Annotated in this window: 15 protein-coding genes and 1 pseudogene; 4 read left to right on the forward strand and 12 right to left on the reverse strand. The window is 37.8% G+C overall.

Annotation, left to right across the window (positions count from 1 at the left end):
- Positions 1 to 15: 15 nt before the first annotated feature.
- The 7 genes from HFD99_RS08400 to HFD99_RS08430 form a co-directional block, all read right to left on the reverse strand.
- Entirely contained in the window at positions 16 to 744 is a 729-nt protein-coding gene (locus tag HFD99_RS08400) for a sugar phosphate nucleotidyltransferase (protein WP_090888636.1), read from the reverse strand.
- Between the two features lie 27 nt (positions 745 to 771).
- Complete coding sequence (locus tag HFD99_RS08405; protein ID WP_090888639.1) at positions 772 to 1,890, reverse strand: hypothetical protein; 1,119 nt, start codon at positions 1,888 to 1,890, stop codon at positions 772 to 774.
- Positions 1,891 to 1,959: 69 nt separating this feature from the next.
- A complete protein-coding gene (locus HFD99_RS08410; RefSeq protein WP_225164917.1) occupies positions 1,960 to 5,796 on the reverse strand; it encodes a glycosyltransferase in 3,837 nt (1,278 codons plus the stop codon).
- Positions 5,797 to 5,835: 39 nt separating this feature from the next.
- Positions 5,836 to 6,249 carry an adenylyltransferase/cytidyltransferase family protein gene (locus HFD99_RS08415; RefSeq protein ID WP_016822980.1) on the reverse strand — a complete coding sequence of 138 codons (414 nt, stop codon included), beginning with the start codon at positions 6,247 to 6,249 and terminating at the stop codon, positions 5,836 to 5,838.
- Positions 6,246 to 7,784 (reverse strand): asparagine synthase (glutamine-hydrolyzing), encoded by a 1,539-nt coding sequence (gene asnB, locus HFD99_RS08420; RefSeq protein ID WP_090888644.1) that lies wholly within the window; start codon positions 7,782 to 7,784, stop codon positions 6,246 to 6,248. Before asnB ends, HFD99_RS08415 begins: the two co-directional genes overlap by 4 nt.
- A 13-nt stretch (positions 7,785 to 7,797) precedes the next feature.
- On the reverse strand, positions 7,798 to 9,105 hold the full coding sequence (locus HFD99_RS08425; protein ID WP_017427437.1) for an ABC transporter ATP-binding protein: 1,308 nt from the start codon (positions 9,103 to 9,105) through the stop codon (positions 7,798 to 7,800).
- Between the two features lie 10 nt (positions 9,106 to 9,115).
- Positions 9,116 to 9,904 (reverse strand): ABC transporter permease, encoded by a 789-nt coding sequence (locus HFD99_RS08430; protein ID WP_026065453.1) that lies wholly within the window; start codon positions 9,902 to 9,904, stop codon positions 9,116 to 9,118.
- A gap of 150 nt (positions 9,905 to 10,054) precedes the next feature.
- Here HFD99_RS08430 and HFD99_RS08435 point away from each other — a divergent pair, with 150 nt between their 5' ends.
- Positions 10,055 to 12,505 (forward strand): O-antigen ligase family protein, encoded by a 2,451-nt coding sequence (locus HFD99_RS08435; protein ID WP_123797702.1) that lies wholly within the window; start codon positions 10,055 to 10,057, stop codon positions 12,503 to 12,505.
- A gap of 325 nt (positions 12,506 to 12,830) precedes the next feature.
- Positions 12,831 to 13,043, forward strand: coding sequence for a hypothetical protein (locus HFD99_RS08440; protein WP_143069137.1), 213 nt, complete (start codon positions 12,831 to 12,833; stop codon positions 13,041 to 13,043).
- Between the two features lie 186 nt (positions 13,044 to 13,229).
- Here HFD99_RS08440 and HFD99_RS26060 read toward each other — a convergent pair.
- From HFD99_RS26060 to galU, 5 genes and pseudogenes are all read right to left on the reverse strand, one after another.
- Positions 13,230 to 13,440 (reverse strand): annotated as a pseudogene (locus tag HFD99_RS26060) (transposase); the annotation flags it as partial.
- Positions 13,441 to 13,731: 291 nt separating this feature from the next.
- Complete coding sequence (locus tag HFD99_RS08450) at positions 13,732 to 15,072, reverse strand: lanthionine synthetase C family protein (protein ID WP_016822974.1); 1,341 nt, start codon at positions 15,070 to 15,072, stop codon at positions 13,732 to 13,734.
- The gene (locus HFD99_RS08455; RefSeq protein WP_025365951.1) at positions 15,050 to 18,280 is read right to left on the reverse strand and encodes a lantibiotic dehydratase; all 3,231 of its coding nucleotides are present in this window, start codon (positions 18,278 to 18,280) and stop codon (positions 15,050 to 15,052) included. The genes HFD99_RS08450 and HFD99_RS08455 overlap by 23 nt, the downstream gene beginning before the upstream one ends.
- A gap of 75 nt (positions 18,281 to 18,355) precedes the next feature.
- On the reverse strand, positions 18,356 to 18,523 hold the full coding sequence (locus HFD99_RS26065) for an FDLD family class I lanthipeptide (protein ID WP_192811795.1): 168 nt from the start codon (positions 18,521 to 18,523) through the stop codon (positions 18,356 to 18,358).
- Between the two features lie 1,288 nt (positions 18,524 to 19,811).
- The gene (gene galU, locus HFD99_RS08460; protein ID WP_016822972.1) at positions 19,812 to 20,693 is read right to left on the reverse strand and encodes a UTP--glucose-1-phosphate uridylyltransferase GalU; all 882 of its coding nucleotides are present in this window, start codon (positions 20,691 to 20,693) and stop codon (positions 19,812 to 19,814) included.
- A 187-nt stretch (positions 20,694 to 20,880) separates the two neighbouring features.
- Here galU and HFD99_RS08465 point away from each other — a divergent pair, with 187 nt between their 5' ends.
- Both HFD99_RS08465 and HFD99_RS08470 read left to right on the forward strand, forming a co-directional pair.
- Positions 20,881 to 21,912 (forward strand): glycosyltransferase family 2 protein, encoded by a 1,032-nt coding sequence (locus HFD99_RS08465; RefSeq protein WP_039269205.1) that lies wholly within the window; start codon positions 20,881 to 20,883, stop codon positions 21,910 to 21,912.
- 13 nt (positions 21,913 to 21,925) lie between these two features.
- Entirely contained in the window at positions 21,926 to 22,363 is a 438-nt protein-coding gene (locus HFD99_RS08470; RefSeq protein WP_225164815.1) for a GtrA family protein, read from the forward strand.
- Positions 22,364 to 22,453 lie beyond the last annotated feature (90 nt).

Genomic DNA, 22,453 nt, shown 5'->3' on the forward strand with positions numbered 1-22,453 from the left:
AGTCCTGCGATCATCCTAAGAAAATAGTTCATAATCCATTTCACTCACTAATTTGTTAGCAAGCATCAATGAAGCATGTGTTCCCGCATCAGTCCACCAATTTTCTAGAATATCAAATGTAAGTTGGTTTTGTTGAATATAAGCGTTATTCACATCTGTGATTTCATATTCTCCTCTTGCTGAAGGGGTCAAAGTCTTGATAATATCAAACACTGAATGGTTAAACATATAAATGCCCGTAACTGCATAATCACTCTTAGGGTTCTTAGGCTTTTCTTCAATATTTACAATGTTATCGCCTTGTAATTCTGGTACTCCATAGCGATTAGCATCAGGAACTTTATGAAGTAGCAATTTCGCTCCCGATTCCTGAAGCTTGAAATTTTCGACAAACGATGATATATCATCTTTAAAAACGTTATCCCCCAAAATTACAACCATCTTGTCATTACCAACAAAGTGCTCAGCTAAAAGCAAAGCCTGTGCAATCCCACCGGCTTCATCTTGTACTTTGTAAGTCAGTGTAACTCCAAGGTCGACTCCACTTCCTAAGAGATTAACTACATCTCCCATATGTTCCTTTCCAGTAACGATCAATATATCGTTTATATTCGCCTTTTTTAGCTTGTCAATAGAGTAATAAATCATTGGATATTTACCAATCGGCAGCAAATGTTTGTTTGTAACTTTAGTAAGCGGGTATAATCTAGAGCCAGTCCCTCCAGCTAATATAATCCCTTTCATATCTAACTTCCTCCTATTAAAGCTCTTTTATAGTAGCTCCATAATGGTTTTTGCACGAGCTTCCCAATTGTTGTGGACTATGAAGTTTTCCAGTTGCTCCTGATTATTAAAAGGCCGTTGCAGGGTGTCTACACTCGCCAGATACTCCCTTATTTCTTCTAAACTACGATATAGATAGACCCCTTTCTGATCTAATAATTTAGTTTCTTCACTCTGCACAGCTAGAGTCACTTTATTCAGACTAAGATACTCATAAACTTTGACTGGATTAATCGTATCAATTCTATCTGAATTCCTTGAAAAGGGATATAAACAAACATCAAAAACATCAATAATCGCACCAATTTCTGATTTGGGAACTGGGTTATAGTATCTAATCCCACTATGCTGCTCAAAATTATAGTTCAGGTTATTTCTCCCAACCAAACATACAACAAACTTCTCATCAAATTCTGTAATTGCCTTAACCGCTTCCACGTCAAACCAGTGGTCAAGCGCTCCTACATAGCCAAAAATATGGTAGCCCTCATGCTTTAATCGTCTCAAGTCACTGGCAACCAAGCTATTTACATTCATGTTTAGTATAGCTGTATCCACAGCATTTTTCACTAAATAAGATTGTTTATTCAATGATAGAGAATGCTTATGCAAATCATTGCTCGTAGATATAACAAGATCCGCCTTGGCAAGTAATTCAAGTTCCCACTTTTTGAGTAGCTTCTTCATCAATGCATTGTTAGTTAGAAATACATAGTCGTCCATACGATCAAATATAATCTTCTTCTTATTTTGTTTAATAAGAGGATAAAAAACCGGGCTCCCCAACCAAATGATATCTGAACTGGAAACCAAATCCTTTAATTGTTTCTTTTCAAACCATTGATTCATATGAAATATGTCTAAGCCTTCAAAGCTTCTAGGTAATCTCAGACTGCCTGACGGCCTGAATATTTGAAGACTATCATTAATGGTTTGTTTTCTTTGTTTATAATCTGAGTTCTGCCTTGCAATACTATTAAGTATGCTAATGGATGGTTCTACAAAGGTAATGTGAACCCCCGGGAGCTTAGCAAACTCTTCAGCCAAATGTTGCGGACGTTGTTTTAAATCATCCCAATAGATTGGAGAGAAATATAAAATTTTCAATTTAACCGCTCCATACTAATAAAGGCGCCCCTTATTTTTATAAAAGAGGCGCCTTTAAAGTTTTATTAATTATCTATACGCTCCTGCCAGCTGTCTTCGCGTATTTATATCATTTTCCTTCATTTGTATCAGCTCTTCATATGCTTCGATTGTGTACTGTTTATACAAGATATCAATTTCAACATCCTGATTTTTAGCCGGCATCTTCTGCAAATGGTCTAATTCAGCTTTAACAATTTCAAGGTGATTCTTATCTGCTTCAATATCCGATTCCATTGGCGCATACAGATCCTTTTGCAATTGGTAATTGGTTAAAATGCTATTTCGCATTGTCTTTCTAACATGCTCAACCGTATATCGGGAGGTGTCCACATCATGAATGACTTTCATCTTCGGATTAAGACCAACCTTATAACCGATTTCTCTCATAGCAAAAGATACAACAATTTCTTCTCCTCCAGCGTAATTGTTTCCTTTACGCCCATAAGCGCTTCTAAAGCCCCCAATTCGCATTAGTGCAGCATGTCTAACCGCAAAGTTGGCTCCATAAGGAAACTCCCACTGAAAATTAGAATCAATAATTTCTTCGCCTTCCACAATAAGCTGACTCCAGTAGGCTTCAGTACCTGGTTTAACCACCTCAGGCCGTTCCTCGTGTAAATTGAGTATAATATTCCCACCCATAACTCCGATATCCGGACGATCTGAGAAGCCTCTGACGGTCTCTTCAAGCAAGTTGGAGTTCGCGATAGCATCATCATCAATATAGAGTATGACTTCACCCTCTGCTCCAAATAAACCAACATTACGTGCAAAGGAAAGGCCTTTTAACGGTGCCTCCATATATCGCATGAAGGAATCATCAATATTATAGGTTGCTCTGAACTCACGAACCAGATGATGAATCTCATCATTCTGATAATCATTATTGACAACAATGATTTCATAGCTCGCTTTATCCAACGACTGTTCTATCACTGATTTAATTGCATTGGAAAGTTTCTCACTCCGCTGGTAAGTGCAAATAATAACAGATAGTTCCTTTTTATAGACGGGTTCACTTTCAATTACCGCCTCAATGCGATATAAGTGATCGTTTTTAACCTTGGTATTTATAAGAGAGAACAGAACTTCGGTCTCCTGTGCAAAAAAGTCATAGTTGCTATCCGTCTCACCATTCATTTTATCCTTTATTTTCAGATCCCAGGGATAGTCAGCTATAAATGTATCTGTGGTATGCTCTGATTTATCTATAAGCAGTGCATACATAGACGATGAAGCATTATAATCCATAAATTCAAAATTACGGACTTCGCCTGTTTTAATATATAAATAGCAAATAGGCGTTGCCAAATTAAGGCCAATAATCGTATTTAGTTCATCTCTTCCAACCACGGTATGGCCCTTAGCCAGAACATATTTCTTAAAATCACTAACTTCAGCTGCGTCTCCCTCAATGATCCAAACTAATGGGGTCAGATAAAAATCCCTTCTAAAATCATCAAGTACCATGAGTTTATATCTGTTAGATGTGATGCCGAGTTCTTGATCTGAAGCGGTCAATGATTTATCATGCCAGCGATAATCATATATAGGCTCATCGAACGTCACATGTTTGAGCTCAAATAAGGAGTTCACTCTCATCCAATAATCATAATCTTCAAGGGTATGCTTATAACTAGAGTAGTCACCTAATAAGTGAGTCACCTTGGCCCTATACATAAAGGCCGCACCAATCGTATTGTTAGGATATACATTTAGCTCCAATGCGGATTTAGGCAGCATAACATTACCACTGAACTGTGGTTCTTCATACCAACCATGGTTGGAAATTACTTGGCCGTCCGAGTCAATTAACCTCATGTTCGCATATACCATACCAATATTTTCATCACGTTTAAGATCAGCGACCATCTTCTCCAAGAAATGTTCAGGAAGAATGTTATCTGCACTGGTCCAAGTATGGTACTCACCCTTAGCTAGTTTAAAACCTCTGGATAATGTTCTTGGTATTTTACGATTTTCCTGATGGACTACCCTAATACGATGATCTGCTTTGGCATACGCATCAATAATTTCTGCCGTTTTATCTTTTGAACCATCGTTAATAATAATGAGTTCAAAATACTTATAAGATTGCTGCAGAATACTATCAATAGCTTTCGATACATAATCCTCACCGTTATATACAGGAAGAACGATCGATATAAGATCTTTCTCAAATGCAGTCTCGAACTTATCAAGTTCCAGGGAAAATGAATTGTCTTTGGCTACTTTATAATTATAAAATTTATACTCGTACCAAGTTAATAACTGATTGTAGTTTCCTTCATCTTTGCGCAGATCAACAGGATGATCCCCTGCGTTAGTCCGTTTAAGCTTATGCGACACTTTAGATTTAATCTTTTTTAGTAAGATCGTGGTGCCATAGTTTTTCCATACTCTATATCCCTTAAGAACATATATCATTTTGGACTTGTGTAAAATATGTTTAAGTTTATTCGCCATTTTCCACCTTTTAGAGTTATAAATATTATGAAGCTCCGTGGACAGTCTTCCATTATATTCTTGCAACTCACTGAACTGGGTGTTCAGTTCATTATATTGACCAAATAGTTGTCTATATTGATGGTTTAAAATATCCAAGTTGTTTTTTTCATCATTATAATCCTGTGTGAGTTGAGCGTACTGTTGTTCTAATTCATCTTTCTTTTCAGACAGAGATCTAATATCTGCTGACATGCTGTTTATTACATTTTCCTGATGATCACGCGTTTGAATCAATGTGTTAATCTGATCCGTATGCTCAGCTATGCGTTGTTTTTGCTGTTCTATTTCTTGACTTTGATTTTGATTATGAGTTTGTAATTCATTAAATTCATTTTTTAGACGTGTATGCCCTGCTCTATAAGCCTGGTCTACGTCATCTTGTAAAAATCTATTAATTACATCCATACACTTATCTATCGTCTCTCTTCCTTTGACCGGAAACATCTCTAAAGTAAATTTCCTTCTTTGTTGTATTAGTTGTTCATCTAAGATTGCATTAAGTAAAGTTTGCTTAATATTGTCGTTATCGCTCACAAAAGGAACAATGTTTTGCTGAACTATTTGTTCTTCCAAAGGTAGAATCCCCTCGAACGATTCTGTTTGAGGATGCTGGAATATTACAATTGGAGTATCCGTAAACAGCGCATCAAATATAGCCCCAGAGCCGTCAGACAATATTACATCCGCTTCTTCTATTAAATGAACAAGAGAAGCCTTGTGATCAAGCACTTCAGGAACATGAGACTTAACTAGACTAACCCGATCATGCTCCAAAAAAGAAGTGCCATGGTGCAATTTTACCTTCATATTAAAGGTATCTGAAATTTCTTCAATATGGTTCATTACAAGCTCAATAGACGACTCATTTCCATACGTAGGCAAATAAAGCAAATTATATTTATCCGTTTCGCGCTTCATTCTTTGAAATTTAGCATATTTAATCATGCCTACGATTTCAGTCTGAGTGTAGGCTGCCAGAACCGAGGAATCATATAGCCCATTACAAAAAATGAAATCGAAATTCCGACTCCATGTATCTAAATTCCAGTTTGGTTTAGCCATTCCATACTGATATCTGAACTTATAATCGGACTTAACTTCTAAATAATAGGGGAGGTAAGGATAGAAGGCTATTTTATATGCTTTGTCAGGTACAGCGCTTGTTAGAGTCACTTTTATACCGTTGTTCTGCAAATAATGATAGGTATCTAAGGACATGTCTCCCCAATCATCTTCTTCAATGTGAGGGACATAAATATCACAAACGATCTGCTTTTTTTCACATTCCTCAATTAAAGGCTTAATCGTTTCATATAAAACAAGATTGTGAATGACAAAAGCTATAGATCTGTTCATATTCACTGTAAAACCTCTTCCTTTCAGGCAAAAATCCACTTATTTTCTTAATTTCAGTAATGTCTCATTCAGTAAAGTTGATGATGTACTCTTCGTATAGGGAAAATATATAATTTTCACTCCAACTTCCTTAAACTGCAACTCGTACTGGTCCCAACGTTCATTTTGAAACCAATCATCACCAACGAACATTACGTCATACTTTAATTTTTGCCAAACCTCAAATTTATCCATGGAGTCCTGAGGAATTACAGTATCAACAAATTTGATATTTCTAACAATCTCAATTCTTTCCTCAAAAGGAATGACCGCTTTTTTGTACTTATATGAAACCAACTCATCTGTGGTCACACCCACAATGAGTTTGTCACAGAGTGACTTAGCATTTCTCAACAAATTCAAATGTCCAATATGAAATAAATCGAAGACTCCGGAAGTATAGCCGATAATCATAAGATTTCTCCTAACGTATTTAAATTGAAGTTAAACCATTTGTCGAATGTCGTCTTCCCTTCAATTTTTTCAGAAGATAGGACTCTTTCAAGTTGAACAGGAAAACCTACCTTTTTTCTGTTTACAATTTCTGCTGGGATAATGTCTTTAAAAATTCTCTTGAGCGGAGCCTTAACAACTCCATCCTTCATCTTATACTGAGCGTCTAACCCTGCAAGCCTTTCAATTAATCTGTAATCCAAGAAAGGAGATCTTGCTTCTACCGAATTTAACATCGAGGCACTATCCAGCCTTTTGAGTAACCCTCGCAAATGGGCTTGTTGAAAGAATGCCGCTACGATTTTTTGAGGGGACTTTAACTTCATAAAAGGTGCCAATGCATCTTCTACAATCTCTAAATCATCTTCCGATCCATAGGTATAGAGATCACTAAAGGCTCGGATATCAAAGTCTGTGGTGCTACTAGCCCATCTGAAGATACGATCATATCCAAAGAAAAGCTCATCAGCGCCTTCTCCACTTAATATGACTGTGTTCTTAGCAGATGCTTGTTGTGTCATATGATACAGCAACACTTCGTTGGGCACAGACAGAGGCTCTTTTTTTACAATCACCAGTTCACGAGCTAATGATAAAAAGCGATCAGGATCAAATAATATCGGGTGATGAATAGTGTTATATCTTGTTGCTGCGATTTCAGACCACTCGAACTCATTATAATCTTCAAAGCCAACAGTCCAAGTATGCTCTACTCCAGCGAGTGCAGTAATAATCGTGCTATCCAAGCCTCCGCTAAGGTAACTTCCAATTTCAACATCTGCGATTTTGCGGTACTCTACTGCAGAACGAATTAAAAACTCAAGTTCCTCATCAGAAGGCGGCTCTTTCTCTGAATAATCAAGTTCCCAATATTTAATAAATTCGCCATTCTCATAGTAATATCCTGGGGGAAACTCTTTTATTTCATTATAGACAGTACGATTATTAAAAAAACATCTCATTTTTTTATATTGTCTTACAGCTGCTTGATCTAAAGAAACGTTGTGAACTAATGGGAGCAATGGAGCAATTTCAGAACTAAAAATGAACTCTTCACCATTTTTGTTGTAATAAAGCGGCTTTACTCCCATACGATCTCGTGCTGCAAAAAATGATTTGTGCTGGACGTCTAAAACAATAAAACTGAACATTCCATTAAGCCAATTCAACATTTGGGGACCATATTGAATGTAAAGCTTCAATAAAAGTTCAGTATCTGAGTTTGTTCTCATTTGAATTGAATAAGTAGAAGCTAATTCTTTATAATTATAGATTTCTCCATTAAATATAATCACATATCTTCCATCATCAGAAAAAAAAGGCTGATCACTTCTCTGATCCAGATCTAAAATGCTTAATCTGTTGTGACCAAGCATAAAATTTTCATGCTGGTATACACAAAGCGGGGCCGTAGGCCCCCGATGCTTCATTATATTTAATGAATTAAGAAATGCTTCTTTATTTATAGCTACATTAGAAAACAAAATCCCACACATTTTATCACCAGCCTTAATTAATAACTTGCAAATCTATTGTATTATCTACAAATATTAAACCTGGTACGTAATTATTCTCTGGCTTAGGAACCTCAAAAACAGCTGCTATACTTACGCTATCCAAATAAAGAGGCTCAAACGGCTTAGGCTTTAAGCCAATAGAAATGGTGTATTTACCACTTTCAGACAAAAGATTGCGGAAATTAAAGTTAACCTCAAGAATGCCCCCTGCTTGCATTTTCGGGACTAATTTGGCCTTATTGTAGATATTCATGCCAAACACATCTACACCAGTATGGTTTCTAACCATGTAGCCAATGGTTCCCTCGGAATCAATATCTTTATAATATTGTGCCAGCAAACGCAAAGTAACCATTTCGCCAAAAGGGACCTGGTTTACCACTTCTCCATTGACTAACAAGTCTGCCCTTATAAAACGCGCATCTCCCGTTCCAGAACGAAACTCATTGGCACGTTTTGCAAAAGCTGGATCCTCTTCTAACAACAACAGCGTACTCTTTTTATCCGTTTCGGAATTCACAAATGTATCCAAAGATTGGACACGCTTCATATCTGCAATTTCCTGGTTAATAATATTTTCATAAATTTGTGCTACGCGCTTCACTGGACCAATTTCGACCATGTGTCCCTTATCAATAAGCAATGCTGTATCACAAAAACTCTTAATGGTATCCATGGAATGAGAGACAAATAAAACTGTGCTCTTTTTAGAGAGCTCCTTCATTTTGGTGATACATTTGGCCTGAAAATAAATATCTCCAACAGACAAGGCCTCATCCACAATCAAAATGTCTGGATCAACATTGATGGCTACTGCAAAGGCTAATCGGGCAAACATACCGCTGGAGTACATTTTGACTGGTTGATTAATGAAGTCCCCAATATCCGCAAAGGATGTAATATCTTCTACCTTCTCATCCATTTCTGCTTTGCTATAGCCCATAAGCGTACCATTTAAATAAATATTTTCCATTCCAGTTAAATCCGGATTAAACCCAGCACCGAGTTCCAACAGAGCCGCAACTTTCCCATTCACCTTTATGCTTCCATGGGTAGGCGTAATTACGCCTGTAATCATTTTTAAAAGAGTCGATTTGCCCGAACCATTTTTACCGATAATGCCAATCGCTTGCCCTTTTTTAATAGAAAAGGAAAGGTCACTTATGGCTTTGAAATCAGAATGATATTTCTTTTTAAAAGGATGAATAGCCTCTTTTAAACGTTCATTGGGATTATCATATATTTTATATATTTTAGTGACATTATTAACTTCTACAGCAACTGATTCTGTTTGAGTCATACTCTTCTCCTCACAATACATCAGCAAAATGAGATTTCATTTTTTTGAAAATTTTGATTCCTATCGTACCTGCGATGATCACAATAGCCCAAAAGTAGATCGTCATGGATGGATGCTCCCAGAACCATTTGTGATTAATAAAGGTATCACGATATCCTTCAACAATATAGAAAACAGGATTAAGTTTAAAGAAAAACTGATACTTATCCTCGACAATATTCAAATTCCAAAAGATTGGCGTAAGCCAGAAAAACAATTGAATAAACACTCCTACAATTTGACCAACATCTTTTACAAAAACAACCAATGTCGCTGTTATGTAAGAAATGGACAAAGAAAGAAGAATGGTGGCCAATAAATAATAAAGGATTTGAATGTTATACATCGTAAATTCAACATTGTATATTTTGAACATAATGAAAAGAACGATGATAAAAAACACATGGACAAAAAGAGCAGCCAAAATTTTTACCATTGGTAGCAAGCCTACTCGGAAAACAATTTTCTTTACCAGATAATTGTTTTCAATAATACTATTGGTTGCAGTTGACAAGCTTTCCGAAAAGAATAACCACGGCACCATGCCTGTTAGTAACCAAAGTATAAAGGGTGTATCACCAATAGGTACATTTTTAAAACCAACCTGAAATACGACCCAATAAACAAGTATAGACACCATAGGATGTATAAAAGCCCAGAGTACCCCCATAAATGAACCAAGGTACCTAGATTGTATATCCTTTTTAGACAATTCCCAAAGTAACTTTAAATTTTTCGAAAAGTTTTGAGTTAAATTCATACGAGTGTGTCACGACCTTAAACATGGTTTGGTAAGTCTCTTACAATACAACAATGTAAATATGTGGGAAGTTTATTCTTGCGATATGGCTCTGACAGCTACTATATGCTAAAATGTTGACGTATCTACAAGAAAAGGAGATTGTAAACCTTGTCGAATCCAGTATACGGGAAACAGGCCAAAACGTCGACCCGTGACGATAAAAGGCCGGTTATGTTTTGGGTGTTAATTGTTGGCATGATTTTGTTTTTAGCTTGGGCCCCCTTCCAGGCGGCGCTTTTTAATGGTCAAATGCTCGACTTTGAGAAGCCTCTGTATTGGGCTTTGATCATCAGCACGATTCTGCTGATATTGGGAATCGTAACCTATTATAAGAATTTCAAATTGGAAGATCAAAGAGACTGGTTGGCTGTGCTTGTTATCTTACTTCCGCTGACGTTCGTGCTTTCATTGATTTCTGCTGCTTCTCATTATCTCGCGATGAACATGGTAGTGGTGCAGTGCATCTATGCCTCGTTCTTCATCATTACATTGTACGCCTTGCGAGATCGGTTGAGCAACCAGATCATCCAAACCGCGATTATGACCGTAGCTTATATTATTATAGGCTTCGGCCTCATCAACTGGTTTGGACAGTGGGTATTGGCCGGACGACTCGTGGATTGGTTCTCAACAATGGTAAGCGGTAATCGCTACGTTGATGCCATAAAGATAGATACTAATGGTCCGCGTCTCACTTCCGTCTTCCAGTACGCGAATACATATGCGGCATTTTTGATGGCATTTTTGTTCGCAGCTATCTTTTGTCTGATGAAGTCGAAGACGTGGTATGGAAAAGCGACTCATGCCTTTATGCTGGTGCCTATATTGGTATCACTGTTCCTGACACTTTCACGTGGTGGTCTCATAATGCTGCCAGTCGTATTTGTTCTTTTACTTCTGTTCTTTAAGCCAGCACGGCAAATCTTATGGCTTTTACATTGCGCAATTGCGGGTGTCGTTTCACTTGCTATTTTGAGTCCTATTACAAATTGGGGATTACAGCTGAATCAGACCTACAACGGTGCTGTGGCTGCTAAAGGCTGGGGACTGCTTCTTGGGACTTCCTTGGTGACTGCAGTTGTTCTATGGCTTATACAAACCTCTCTGGGATCTCGTTTGGAAAAAAGGATGCACGGTCTAGCCTCACGTAAACTCTCTAATCTGTGGCTGCCTGTTGGCTCTGTGGTCGTGATTGGTGTAGTTGCGTTCCTGCTCATTGGTACAGGACTACGAACTTTTCTACCAGCCAATGTAGAGACACGTCTGGAAAATATCAACTTCCAACAGCATAGTGTGCTGGAACGTATAACCTTTTATCGCGATGCTTCCAAGCTAATTGCTGATTATCCGTTGATTGGCGCAGGTGGCGGCGGTTGGGCTACGCTGTATGGAAAATATCAAGACTATGGCTACACAAGCGCACAGGCACATAACTTTTTCATGCAGTATCTGGTAGAGGCCGGTATTCTTGGATTCATTATTTTTATGGCGTTTATCCTTTATATCTTCTATAAATACATTAAAGGTTACATCAAGAGCGATGAGGAAAAGCGGGATAGCCACTTCCTTTACCTGATCTTGGCAATGTCCATTTTGCTCCATAGTCTATTGGACTTTAATATGAGTTATGTGTTCATGGGTATACTGGTGTTTATTGGACTCGGGGGTATGGCTGCAGCAATGGATGCACAACCTGTAAAACGCTTGGCGATGAAGCCTGAAGGTTTCCGTCCGATTTATAGTATCGTCATTTGTGTTCTCAGTATTGTGCTTCTGTTTGTAGGGCTGCGCTTTGCACAAGCCAGCAATGCTGCCTGGGAAGCAAAAGCGCTGGAAAGCAGCAATTCGTTCGAACAACGACAAGCTGCTTATAATAAGGATTTGAATCTGCGCCCAACTCATATTGATTCAATTGTTGGTTTGTCTAGTATGTATTATCAGGTCTACAAGCAAACCAAACGCGAAGAGTTCTATACAGGCGGTATGACCATTGTTGATTTGGGGCTGCAGGCAGAACCGTATAATAGAAATATGCTGTTTATCAAAATGCGACTTGAGCAAGCTAAAGGAAACAATGACAAGGCATTTGCCATTTTGGAAAATAACCGTGCTAACTTCACCTGGGATCTGGATTGGTACAATTTGCTGATTACCCAAGCGTTTGAATTTGGCAATAAAGCTCGATTGGCTAAGGACTCAGCCAAGGAACAGAAGTATTTCCAAGCAGGTCTTGCTGCTTATCAGCAGGTTCTAGATGGGGTAGCTCATCTTAAGACGATTCCACCTGAAATTCAATTGATACGTACTTTTGAAGTAACTCCAAGCATTGCGCTCAGTGCTGGAAAAATTGAGTTCATGTCAGGTAAACCCGCCGAGGCTGCCGTCATCCTGAAAAACGGCTTGAAGGACGATCTGAGTGACGCTACGAATCGTGAGGTAACCCGATACTATATTGCCGCTTTGCAAAAGCAGGGACAAGATGACAAAGCATTGTACGATAAGCTGATTCAAGCTGATCCCAAGGAAAAAGAACTGATAAACGAACTGAAAAGAGAATAGTCCCTGGAGTTTAGTTGTTCTCTGTTTTGTTTATTTGAGGCTGTCCCATAAATCGATGGGATGTCCTAAAAAACAGAAAAGCCTATCCTTGCTAAAATGGATGTGGGACTACCCCACAACGTGAGACAATTAAAACACCTTCAAGAGAATGTAATCCTGTCGTAAGATAGGGGGATAACCTTGAAGGTGTTTTTGCGTTGGCAACTAGAGTGAGTTACCCGTTAGAAATAAAAAGTGAGAGCCCCCGAAATGAGATTGGCAGGAGTACCTGTAAAAGAGGTTATAGAGCAGTTGGAGATACGGAATATGACACAGAGCTCAAAACGTGGATGAAAAAACGGAGTATACCGTCTGGAGCAGCCTGTGGGCAAGCAATACAGCTACGGACAAGGTCCGTGAACACTCTTTGGAGCTTGAAGAAGTAAGAGTAGAAAAAATGCACAAGGAGCTGGAAAGAAGGTGGAACCTAAAGTCGTCATTGCTTGGGTCGAGTCCATTCGAGAAGTCCTCAGGATCAACTCGCTCACGTTGTAAGTGAGGCTCTGAATTGGCTCGATGACACCACCTTAGACGCAACCTACCCTGAAAGGGACGAAACAACAATCATCGCAATAAGCTCATCAAATTCATTTTCTACGCCTATATACAGCGCATCTACTCATCCCGTCAAATCGTCAAAGCCGTTTAAGAGCTATTCCATTCATTTGGCTGGCCGCTCGTCACGTCGAGGTACAGCAAGCTTCTGCTCGTCATACTCGCTAACGACGTTCTTTCTTGCTATTGCTGTTACGGCTGTTTGGCGTCATTTTACCCTTGATCTCTTGCTTCTCCTAGCCCAGGAGCGCGTCCATTTCTACTTCCAACACCTCCTGTGCAGTCACCTGGTTTTTCTCCTTAATGAAAGCTCGCAGTTGCTCTTTTGACCAAAGCCCCATGTATTCTTCCCCCTTTCTATGACTTCCATTTTACTAAACAAACTATCTTACAGACTCTAGTGAATCAAAAAGCGCAGATTTCGGACTAATTCAGCCTTGTAACCTACGCTTTTTCTCATGAAGTTAATTATAATTCGTCTCATAGGCTGTTTCACTATAAAAAACTGCCTTTGAGATACCCCTTTTTATTGTTCATCTTTTGAGTGGAATTGTAACCCTGTTATCGATTAAGAACGCTAACCAGTTCCTCTCTGTGGTTTGAGTAATTCATCCGTTACTTTACTTATTACCTTAGCAAATCAATAAGCTCGCCCCCCAATCCTTTTCATCAGGATAAAGAGAATCTAGTAATGTCATGGCTATTCCCGAAACACCGTCAAGTAAACCTACATAATTTAAATTCTTAGTAGAATTAGAATCCCTATATAAATCATAAAAACCAAATGCCGATTCTTCATCAAACATTTTAACGACCGTTCGGAGCAAGCTTTGATAGTTTTCTTGCAATTCAGGATCGTGCGTGTCCCGATACATATGATAGGTAATTTTCAATAATCCTGAATATCCGTGGCATACCGTTGGTGAATAAATATTCCACTCTTCGATAGATTTTTTGTATATCGATTTAAATGCGTTTACAGCTAAAACCTCCAAGCTTCTATCCCCGATGGATCTACCTGCTAAAAATAGACTCCTCGCAACACCTGCCGAACCATAACACCAAGCATCCCGATGTTTTTTAGCGTATAATTGATCGTTTGTAAATTCTTCGTAGCTTATAATTAAGGGCCATTGTATTCTATCTGTTTGTTCCAATTTCCATTTTGTTATCCAGTCACAGTATCGTTGAATTGCCTCTATTTGACCAGGTACCTTTATATTTTGAAGTAACGCTATAGATAATAATGCCAAGGGGCCAGGAACTCCATGAGCTAAACCCATATTAAAATATCCAAATGGATATTCATCCTTTTCATGTGAAAGTAAATATTCATTTGAAATATACCAATTCGGAACCTCTTGTTTATCGTTGATAATCCTATCTTTACTTAGAAGAACAAGATACTCAAGAACACCAATAAGGAGCTCCCTAATTTCAGGTATATCAGAGAACAGTAACAGATACCTTCCTATGCCACTCCATCCGGAAATTACATCATAATCATTAATTGACGTACCTGATTCCAGCCCACTTTTTGCATTCAGTAGATCAGCACTACCATGACGCAATATTAAAGTGTTAATTTGGTTGATAAATCTCCTGTATTTTATACCATTGTCAGATAATAGATATGCGGCAAATCCAACACCAGATAATCCTTCCCATAGTGATAATGACGCTCCTGATTTCTTTAATGATTCACGAGTACTTAAAAGGTAGGAGTGTGCATACTCTTTTAATCTCTCATCCTTTAATACAGTACTTAGTCTCCCATACAAAATACTGATTGCTGGAAATCCAGTTGCCAGGCTTATATCATTCCAATTAAACTCCTCTTGTTTATCTACATGATTCTGCTCAGAAGAACATATAGTCTGTACATACTGGGGGTCAGTCAACCTGGCACTTATAACACTTACAATTTTTATAATATCGTTATGCAGGCTCTTATTGTTTTGTACTACTGTCATCAACGTTCAACTCCTTTGAAATACATTTTTTCTTGTGCTTTATTGATTCATTAAAATGATATAAAGAATGACTTAACAACGACATTATCTTTCTTTCCATTTTTCTATTCGTACCTATAAGACGGTTTAAATGCATATGAATGAGGCTACCTAGAATATTGGAAAATGTATTCGTTAAATCCTTTTCATGTTCAAGTGCCTCTTTATATTCATTTATTATTTTTTTTCGCTCTTGAAACTTAGATAATAAGTAGTCCCCGTATTCCAAATTTCTAAGTGAGGACCAATTGTCCGAAACATCGCACAAAATTATATAAAAAGTGCGATCCTTCATAAAATCTTTTACATGCTCCTTATGCCATTCTTCTTCATGAAACCAAGTAACTTGCCGTTCTACCGCTGGTATAAACTGATTTAAAATATCAATTACACTAATGAAACCAATAATCTCTATAGGAACATTCAGCTTATTGTTATATTTTAAAGAGACCAGTTCTACTGTAATCTTCGAATCAACAGCAAAAAAACGCTCCGCTATACTAATTAAACGTTTACCACCGTATCGCTCAATTTCCGGCTCATATGAATCAAATATTATTTTACTTAGTAGACCTCCAACCTTTAGGCGTCTAGCCCACATATGAATAGCAGGGATTAGTTGTTTACAAACAACGGATTCCTCACCATGAAGTCGTAACCGTATATGATGATCCGGATCTTTATACCTAACAATAAAATAACGATTTATTATTCCTTGATTCTCTACCTGCTCACAAAATGTTCTAATGTAATTGCCAATAAACTCTTCCTCTCGTTCAGACATACCATAAAGCTTTATATAAAGCCATTCACTTCCCGGTAAATATATAATGTTTGAATGCTCTCTGATTGGTCTTTGAATAAGATTCATATCTTCACACTGCTTCGGGGTCAAAGGTTCCTCTACATTTGTCCTTACTAAGGGAATAACGTACTCTGCGATAAAGCGCCCTTCTTTCCCTCTAGCCCATACGTCACTTGGTTCAAATCCACTCTCGGTTAACCATAATGATTGTGAATCACTTAATTTATGATATTTCTCAAATAACTCTAATATAAAAAACTCATTTTTAAGATCAATTAGTACTCTGTTATCTGAAACAGAAGTGGTAATATAAACATATCTTGGAACGCGCCACTCCCCTCTCCACTTTTCAAAACCCTCAATCCAATCCTCCTCGTTTTTACATTTTTTTAATTCATCGTTATTTTTATTAAGCGACCATTTCGCTAAAGATAAAATTATGTTTTTATATTTCACACGAGGCAGCATAGGGAATTCCGATAGGCCTCCCCACTGAAAAGGCAAAATGCTTCTGTGTCTTTCTTGTGAAATTTCCATTAAAAAACGGTATACATTGGGAGCATTATTGTAATTTAGCATGTTGGTGGAAACTGGGATTATCTCTTTATTCAACGACTGTGACTTTAAATAAAAGTAATTGTGGGTACATCCTACATATAAATCAGAAATTGAAATTTGTTTTGAAGTATCTACATTGGAATAATTAGTTCCCAACACAATTTGGTGACTACATGATTTGTTGGTAATCACTACGTTAGAATGTCTACTATTGACCGTTAAATATACAAGTTCAGCAAATATAGCATCTTTTCTGTATTCCTCTTGAATTTTATACGTGTTCGTGATCTTCTCTCTTGCAGTCTTATCTAGGATTGGTCCAAACCTTCCAAATGTTTTACCTGCACCTGCACTTCCCGAATTGGGGTTGATAATGATCTTATATTCGTTATTTTTCAAAGCTTCTTCGCTATTTGCTGCTATGGTAACATACATTTCTATAGAGGTAGGGGGCAAAAGCTCATCAGATAAAGTCTCGATCCTCTTTAATTTTTCATCCGTCAGTTCTATTTCTATTTTTCCTTCTTTAATAACATTTGTAATCCAGTTTGCCAGAACCTTCTCTCTCTCTGCATTTAGTATTGGGTGTTCTAAACTATATCTACTCTCAGGATATTTATAATCAGGCGGAGCCCCTAACCCTAAATCTTCGTCCAAAAGCTCTAAGATCGGAACTTGACAATCAATACCATATTTCTCTATAAAATCATTTCGGTACTGTGTCCAATGAGGATTACTCAAATCCGGCGACAGCCTCCATAAGATCTCTGCTGATCTAGCAATATCTTTAGAGACATTTTGGCTTAAAAAGGCTTCTTCTACTTTTGTCTCCATATCAATCTGCAAAGTTTCCTTCGTTGGAACTAATTTTCTCATTCTTATACATAGCTGATTGTACAAGGATTCCCCCTTACCTATTGGAGAATCATCGTATTGTTTTATTTCTTCACTAATTTCATCGAGACCTTTTTTGATATATTCAATATTGTTTATAGGTGCTATCTGTTTTCGTAGATATTCAAAAGGCAAATCCATATTATCTATGCATAATGGTGGTCTCAAATTGCTAATTAAAAACTCCTGATTCAATAGCTTCATCAGAAATTCAGTTATTAAAGTTTCATTGTTTTCGGGATACTCTTCTTGTATTTTCTTAACTAGATTAGCAAAAGGAATCGGAGTTTGTGCATAATCCATCACAAGCTGAACCGGCTTGGACGCTTTTATCGAACTACTTTTCATTCGTTTTACATCAGGATCGTGGTGTTGTTCAATATAGTTTAAAAATGGCAATTTTATTCTTGTACCAGATAAATACAAGGTTGGATTAGTCCGCACCGCCAACTGTTTTACCACATTTCCCTCTTTCTCTAAATATTTAACCAATCCCATGATCCATTCCATATCTGGACGGGATATTTTCCTGTTCTGCCTAGTATCACCCACTTCCAAGCAGCTAAGTTCCGAAAAGAGACCTATAGAAACCCCAGAAAAAATCCCATAAGGTGTAGCTCTTGAAGAAAGCCTGATTAGATAATTCACAACTGCCCGTAGCACCGTGTTCATTTTTTTAGTATTTTTATTGGTTAGGACATTATTGATAGAATTCATAAGTGAAGGGCTGGCTATGGTGATCGCTTCCCGTATAACAGGGTCTGTTAACAAAGATAAAGCCTTGTTCCTTGTCACATCATATGTAGTACTTTCACTGAATAAGATATAGTAAAAATCAATAGGCAGTAGTGGTACTCTCACCATAAAAAAATCTAATGACTGAAACATATTTATATTTGTAACTTTATCCACTATAGGATAACCTCCTCCTGAAGTAAAAGACCCTGGATGTATGAAATAATATCCAGGGTCAGATTTCTTTTAAAGTTAGCACCAACACTCACAAGTCACATGTGTACCAAGGCATCTAGAAACACTACAAGTTACAGTGCTTGTGCAAGGATTTTTCGCTTGCTTTAATGTTAGATCATTAATTTGTAAGTCCAAATCAAGGGTGTCCTCTTGTTCGAAAAAGACTAATTCTGGAGAATTCATCTTAATCCCTCCCTTCGATAAAGTTGAGAGAACCTCAATGGGCAACCTCTCAATATATAAGACGCATCAAGAGAAAAAAAGTTTCTTTTTATTACATCTATTTAAAATTTTTACCTTTTTTTACACAATGAAAGCATCTCCTGATACTGGCTAGTATCTCGGCCTGACAAGTCATGGAGCAATTGGGCATATGAAATAAGAACAAGTAAAAATCATGTTAAGGTCGTATCTTAACGGCGAATTGAAACGGATAAAGCTGCCTCTCGGTAAACAATACAGCTATAAAAAAGAACCTGAGCATACATTCAGAGTTTGAGCAACCAAAAAACGGAAAATTGGTTTTTAAAGCAACAATTAGACGCTCTAAAAAGTACAAGGGAGTTGAAGGGGGATGTCACCAGAGACTACTTAGTACAATGGGGAAATCTATTTCGGGAAAAGTGAATTTGAAGTCAAGCTTGTGATGGATAGGTCTTCCTCAAGCCATATACTTCCACTAGAAAGCAGCTACGAGGCCGTGGAGAAGAACTTCTCGTAGGAATGTTCGCGAACTCTACATACAGCATAAAACTCGGTATGGATACAGGAAAGCCACGGACTTGTTTCTTATGAGCATAAGGTCAATCATAAACTTGTACAATAAATCATGTAGGGTGAGCAGTTACAATGTCATCTCAAACTCAAGAAACGAAAACGCACAGAATCAGCCAACTTATATAGTAGTGCATCTCTATTAAAGCACCAATTCGGGATCGAAGCCCTATGCAAAAAATCGTTATGGAAATTACGTATTTACCGTTTGGCGAGAAAATGTTGTATCTGTCGAGTATCTTTGAATTTCAATGGAGAAATTGTGGCATAAAGTGTAGCTGACAAGCAAAATACCGCGTTTGTCTTGGATACGCTTCACCAATTACCGTTTCTACCAGGTACAATACTCCATAGCAATCAAGGCAGCGTTTATAATCCAAAGCGTATCAGAAAGTTGGAAAGGTAAAAAGCATTACCATAAGCTCCCCCGCAAGGGGGGGGGACTGCTGATAATGCTCCATCAAGTCGTTCCATTCCACGTTAAAGTCTGAAACGTGCTATCTCAAGGTTTGAGCTATACAACAACGGACATCGTCGAACGGACGGTTCAGGACTACTTTACCTACTAACCTTAATTTGCATTCAACAGAACTAAATAACCAATCGCCAGTTCGTTTCTAGCAACTGGTCCTTAAACTGAAAAGTATTTGCTCTCTGTCTTACAAATAGGGATCAGTCCTACTTCTTACAGTAAGGTTTATTTTTGTTGGTCAATCTCTTTAATAACCTGTCTCATATAAGCCAGCACTTCATCCTTAATCTCGTTATGCTGTAGAGCATAATGAATGGTTGTTTCAATGAATCCCAGCTTCTCGCCAACGTCATGGCGGTTGCCATCAAATTCATAAGCTAGGATCGGACTCTTTTCTCCCAGTTTGGACAATGCATCCGTTAACTGAATCTCCCCACCTACTCCTGCGGATTGCTGACCTAGGATATCAAAAATATCAGGTGTCAAGATATAACGTCCCATGATCGCTAAGTTGGAGTTGGCTTCTTCCTTCTTAGGCTTTTCCACCAATCGTTCCGCCTCAGAGATTTTGGAAGTAAGTGCATGGCCTTCAACAATCCCGTAACGATGTACCTCGTTCCAATCGACTTGTTTTACACCTACAATAGAACGCTGATACTCATCGAACACGTCAATCATCTGCTTGAGACATGGATTCTCAGACTCTACGATGTCATCACCCAAAAGGACGGCAAAAGGTTCATCACCAATAAACTTACGTGCACACCAGATGGCATGCCCCAAGCCTTTAGGTTCCTTTTGACGAATATAGTGGATATCTGCCATCTCTGATGGCTTGCGTACTTCATTGAGCAGGTTCCATTTTTCCTTCGAAGTCAAGTTATGCTCCAGCTCGAAGGAGTAGTCAAAATGATCCTCAATTGCCCTTTTGCCTTTACCAGTAACGATAATGATATCTTCTATACCAGATGCAACAGCTTCTTCAATAATATATTGAATGGTTGGTTTGTCTACAATGGGAAGCATCTCTTTAGGCATCGCTTTGGTCGCAGGAAGGAACCGGGTTCCTAATCCCGCAGCAGGAATAATTGCTTTACGGATTTTCATAGGTAAAACTCCTTTTCGACAAATCTTACTAAATTATTCAATAGTTTGAGTAACGTTTGGAAATTGCTAATAGTTTATTATAGCACTTAGTCATTGCATTGTTATATAATTTAAGTAAACCATATTATAGACTAAAAAAGATAGAAATTTGAGTACCAGATAAGCCAAAATTTGAGGAGAGAGTTCTTTGGATTCAATAATCAGTAACCCTGTTTTAACGTTAGTTATTCCCTGTTATAACGAAGAAGAAGTACTGCCTGAAACCATAAGCAGACTTACGGTGATTCTGGAAGAGTTGGCTGAGAGCGAACTCATTTCTAAACATAGTAAAATGTTGTTTGTTGATGATGGTAGCCGTGATCAAACATGGGAGATCATAGCATCATATAATCTAAAAAATCCTTTTGTCAGTGGTCTCAAATTGGCGAAAAATGCGGGCCATCAGAACGCTCTATTATCTGGGTTAATGGAAGCCAAAGAAACCTCAGATTGTGTGATATCCGTTGACGCTGACCTACAGGATGATCTCAATGCCATCCGAGAATTCATAATAAAATTCAAAGAAGGTAATGACATCGTGTATGGGGTGCGAAAAAGTAGAACTACCGATACATTTTTCAAACGTTCAACAGCCCAAGGCTTCTACCGTCTGATGAGTAAAATGGGCGTTAATATCGTATACAACCATGCAGATTACCGTTTAATGAGCAAAAGGGTTCTCCATGAATTAGCCAATTTTAAAGAGGTAAATCTCTTTTTACGTGGTCTAGTTCCGTTAATAGGTTATAAGTCTACTGAAGTGTATTACGATCGACACGAACGCTTTGCAGGTGAATCCAAATATCCTTTAAAGAAAATGCTCGCTTTTGCTTTCGATGGAATCACCTCGTTTAGCGTAACCCCGATACGGCTTATTTCGGCTGTGGGTTTTGGAATGTTTGGCATAAGCTTATTAATAGCTGCCTATACCCTTATTAGCAAGTTCCTTGGTACCACTGTTTGGGGCTGGTCTTCTCTAATGTTGTCCATCTGGTTTATAGGTGGTCTACAACTCGTCGCACTCGGACTCATTGGCGAGTATATCGGTAAAATATATAAAGAAGTAAAACAAAGACCTAAATATATTATTGAGACTATTTTAGATTCCCAGAGCACCTTTGATACTGAAAACACAAAGAAAGTGAATAATAGTGAAAGGGAAGCTGTAGCGGTCCAATAACAGATGCGAACAGGTGACTAATTTGACTTTATTTCAGAATAGTTTTTTCCGTTTTCTTGTCGTAGGTGTTCTAAATACAATATGCGGCATGTCCGTCATGTTCTTGCTATTTAATATTTTAGAGACTAACTACTGGTTATCGACCTTTATCGGTAATTCTGTAGGCGCCACTGTAAGCTATTTCTTAAACAAAAGATTTACCTTCAAAAATGATGCAAACCATGGACAGACCATTTGGAAGTTCATCTCTATTATATTGATATGCTATATACTGTCGTATTGTCTCAGCTATCTAATCAGTCACTACCTGATCTCAAGTTTGAGCATTAAAAATAATGAGATTCTAGGCAACGTGTCTATTCTAATCGGGAATGTTTTCTATACTTTAATTAATTATGTTGGACAAAAATTTATTGTTTTTTCTAAGAAAACAAGCGCCCAAAAAGTATAGCAATAAGAGGCTCAATGGTAATTTTTTATATAAACTAGCAAATAGAAAAGGGTATGTGCTGTCAAAGCACATACCCTTTTCGCTTTTTCT

This window comes from Paenibacillus sp. EKM301P, assembly GCF_011800295.1.
Lineage (GTDB): Bacteria > Bacillota > Bacilli > Paenibacillales > Paenibacillaceae > Paenibacillus > Paenibacillus polymyxa.

Bases quoted from the DNA above. Each gene is read 5' to 3' on its own strand.
- HFD99_RS08400 (WP_090888636.1), bottom strand. From the start codon at position 744: ATGAAAGGGATTATATTAGCTGGAGGGACTGGCTCTAGATTATACCCG.
- HFD99_RS08410 (WP_225164917.1), bottom strand. From the start codon at position 5,796: ATGAACAGATCTATAGCTTTTGTCATTCACAATCTTGTTTTATATGAA.
- HFD99_RS08415 (WP_016822980.1), bottom strand. From the start codon at position 6,249: ATGATTATCGGCTATACTTCCGGAGTCTTCGATTTATTTCATATTGGA.
- asnB (WP_090888644.1), bottom strand. From the start codon at position 7,784: ATGTGTGGGATTTTGTTTTCTAATGTAGCTATAAATAAAGAAGCATTT.
- HFD99_RS08425 (WP_017427437.1), bottom strand. From the start codon at position 9,105: ATGACTCAAACAGAATCAGTTGCTGTAGAAGTTAATAATGTCACTAAA.
- HFD99_RS08430 (WP_026065453.1), bottom strand. From the start codon at position 9,904: ATGAATTTAACTCAAAACTTTTCGAAAAATTTAAAGTTACTTTGGGAA.
- HFD99_RS08450 (WP_016822974.1), bottom strand. From the start codon at position 15,072: ATGACAGTAGTACAAAACAATAAGAGCCTGCATAACGATATTATAAAA.
- HFD99_RS26065 (WP_192811795.1), bottom strand. From the start codon at position 18,523: ATGAATTCTCCAGAATTAGTCTTTTTCGAACAAGAGGACACCCTTGAT.
- galU (WP_016822972.1), bottom strand. From the start codon at position 20,693: ATGAAAATCCGTAAAGCAATTATTCCTGCTGCGGGATTAGGAACCCGG.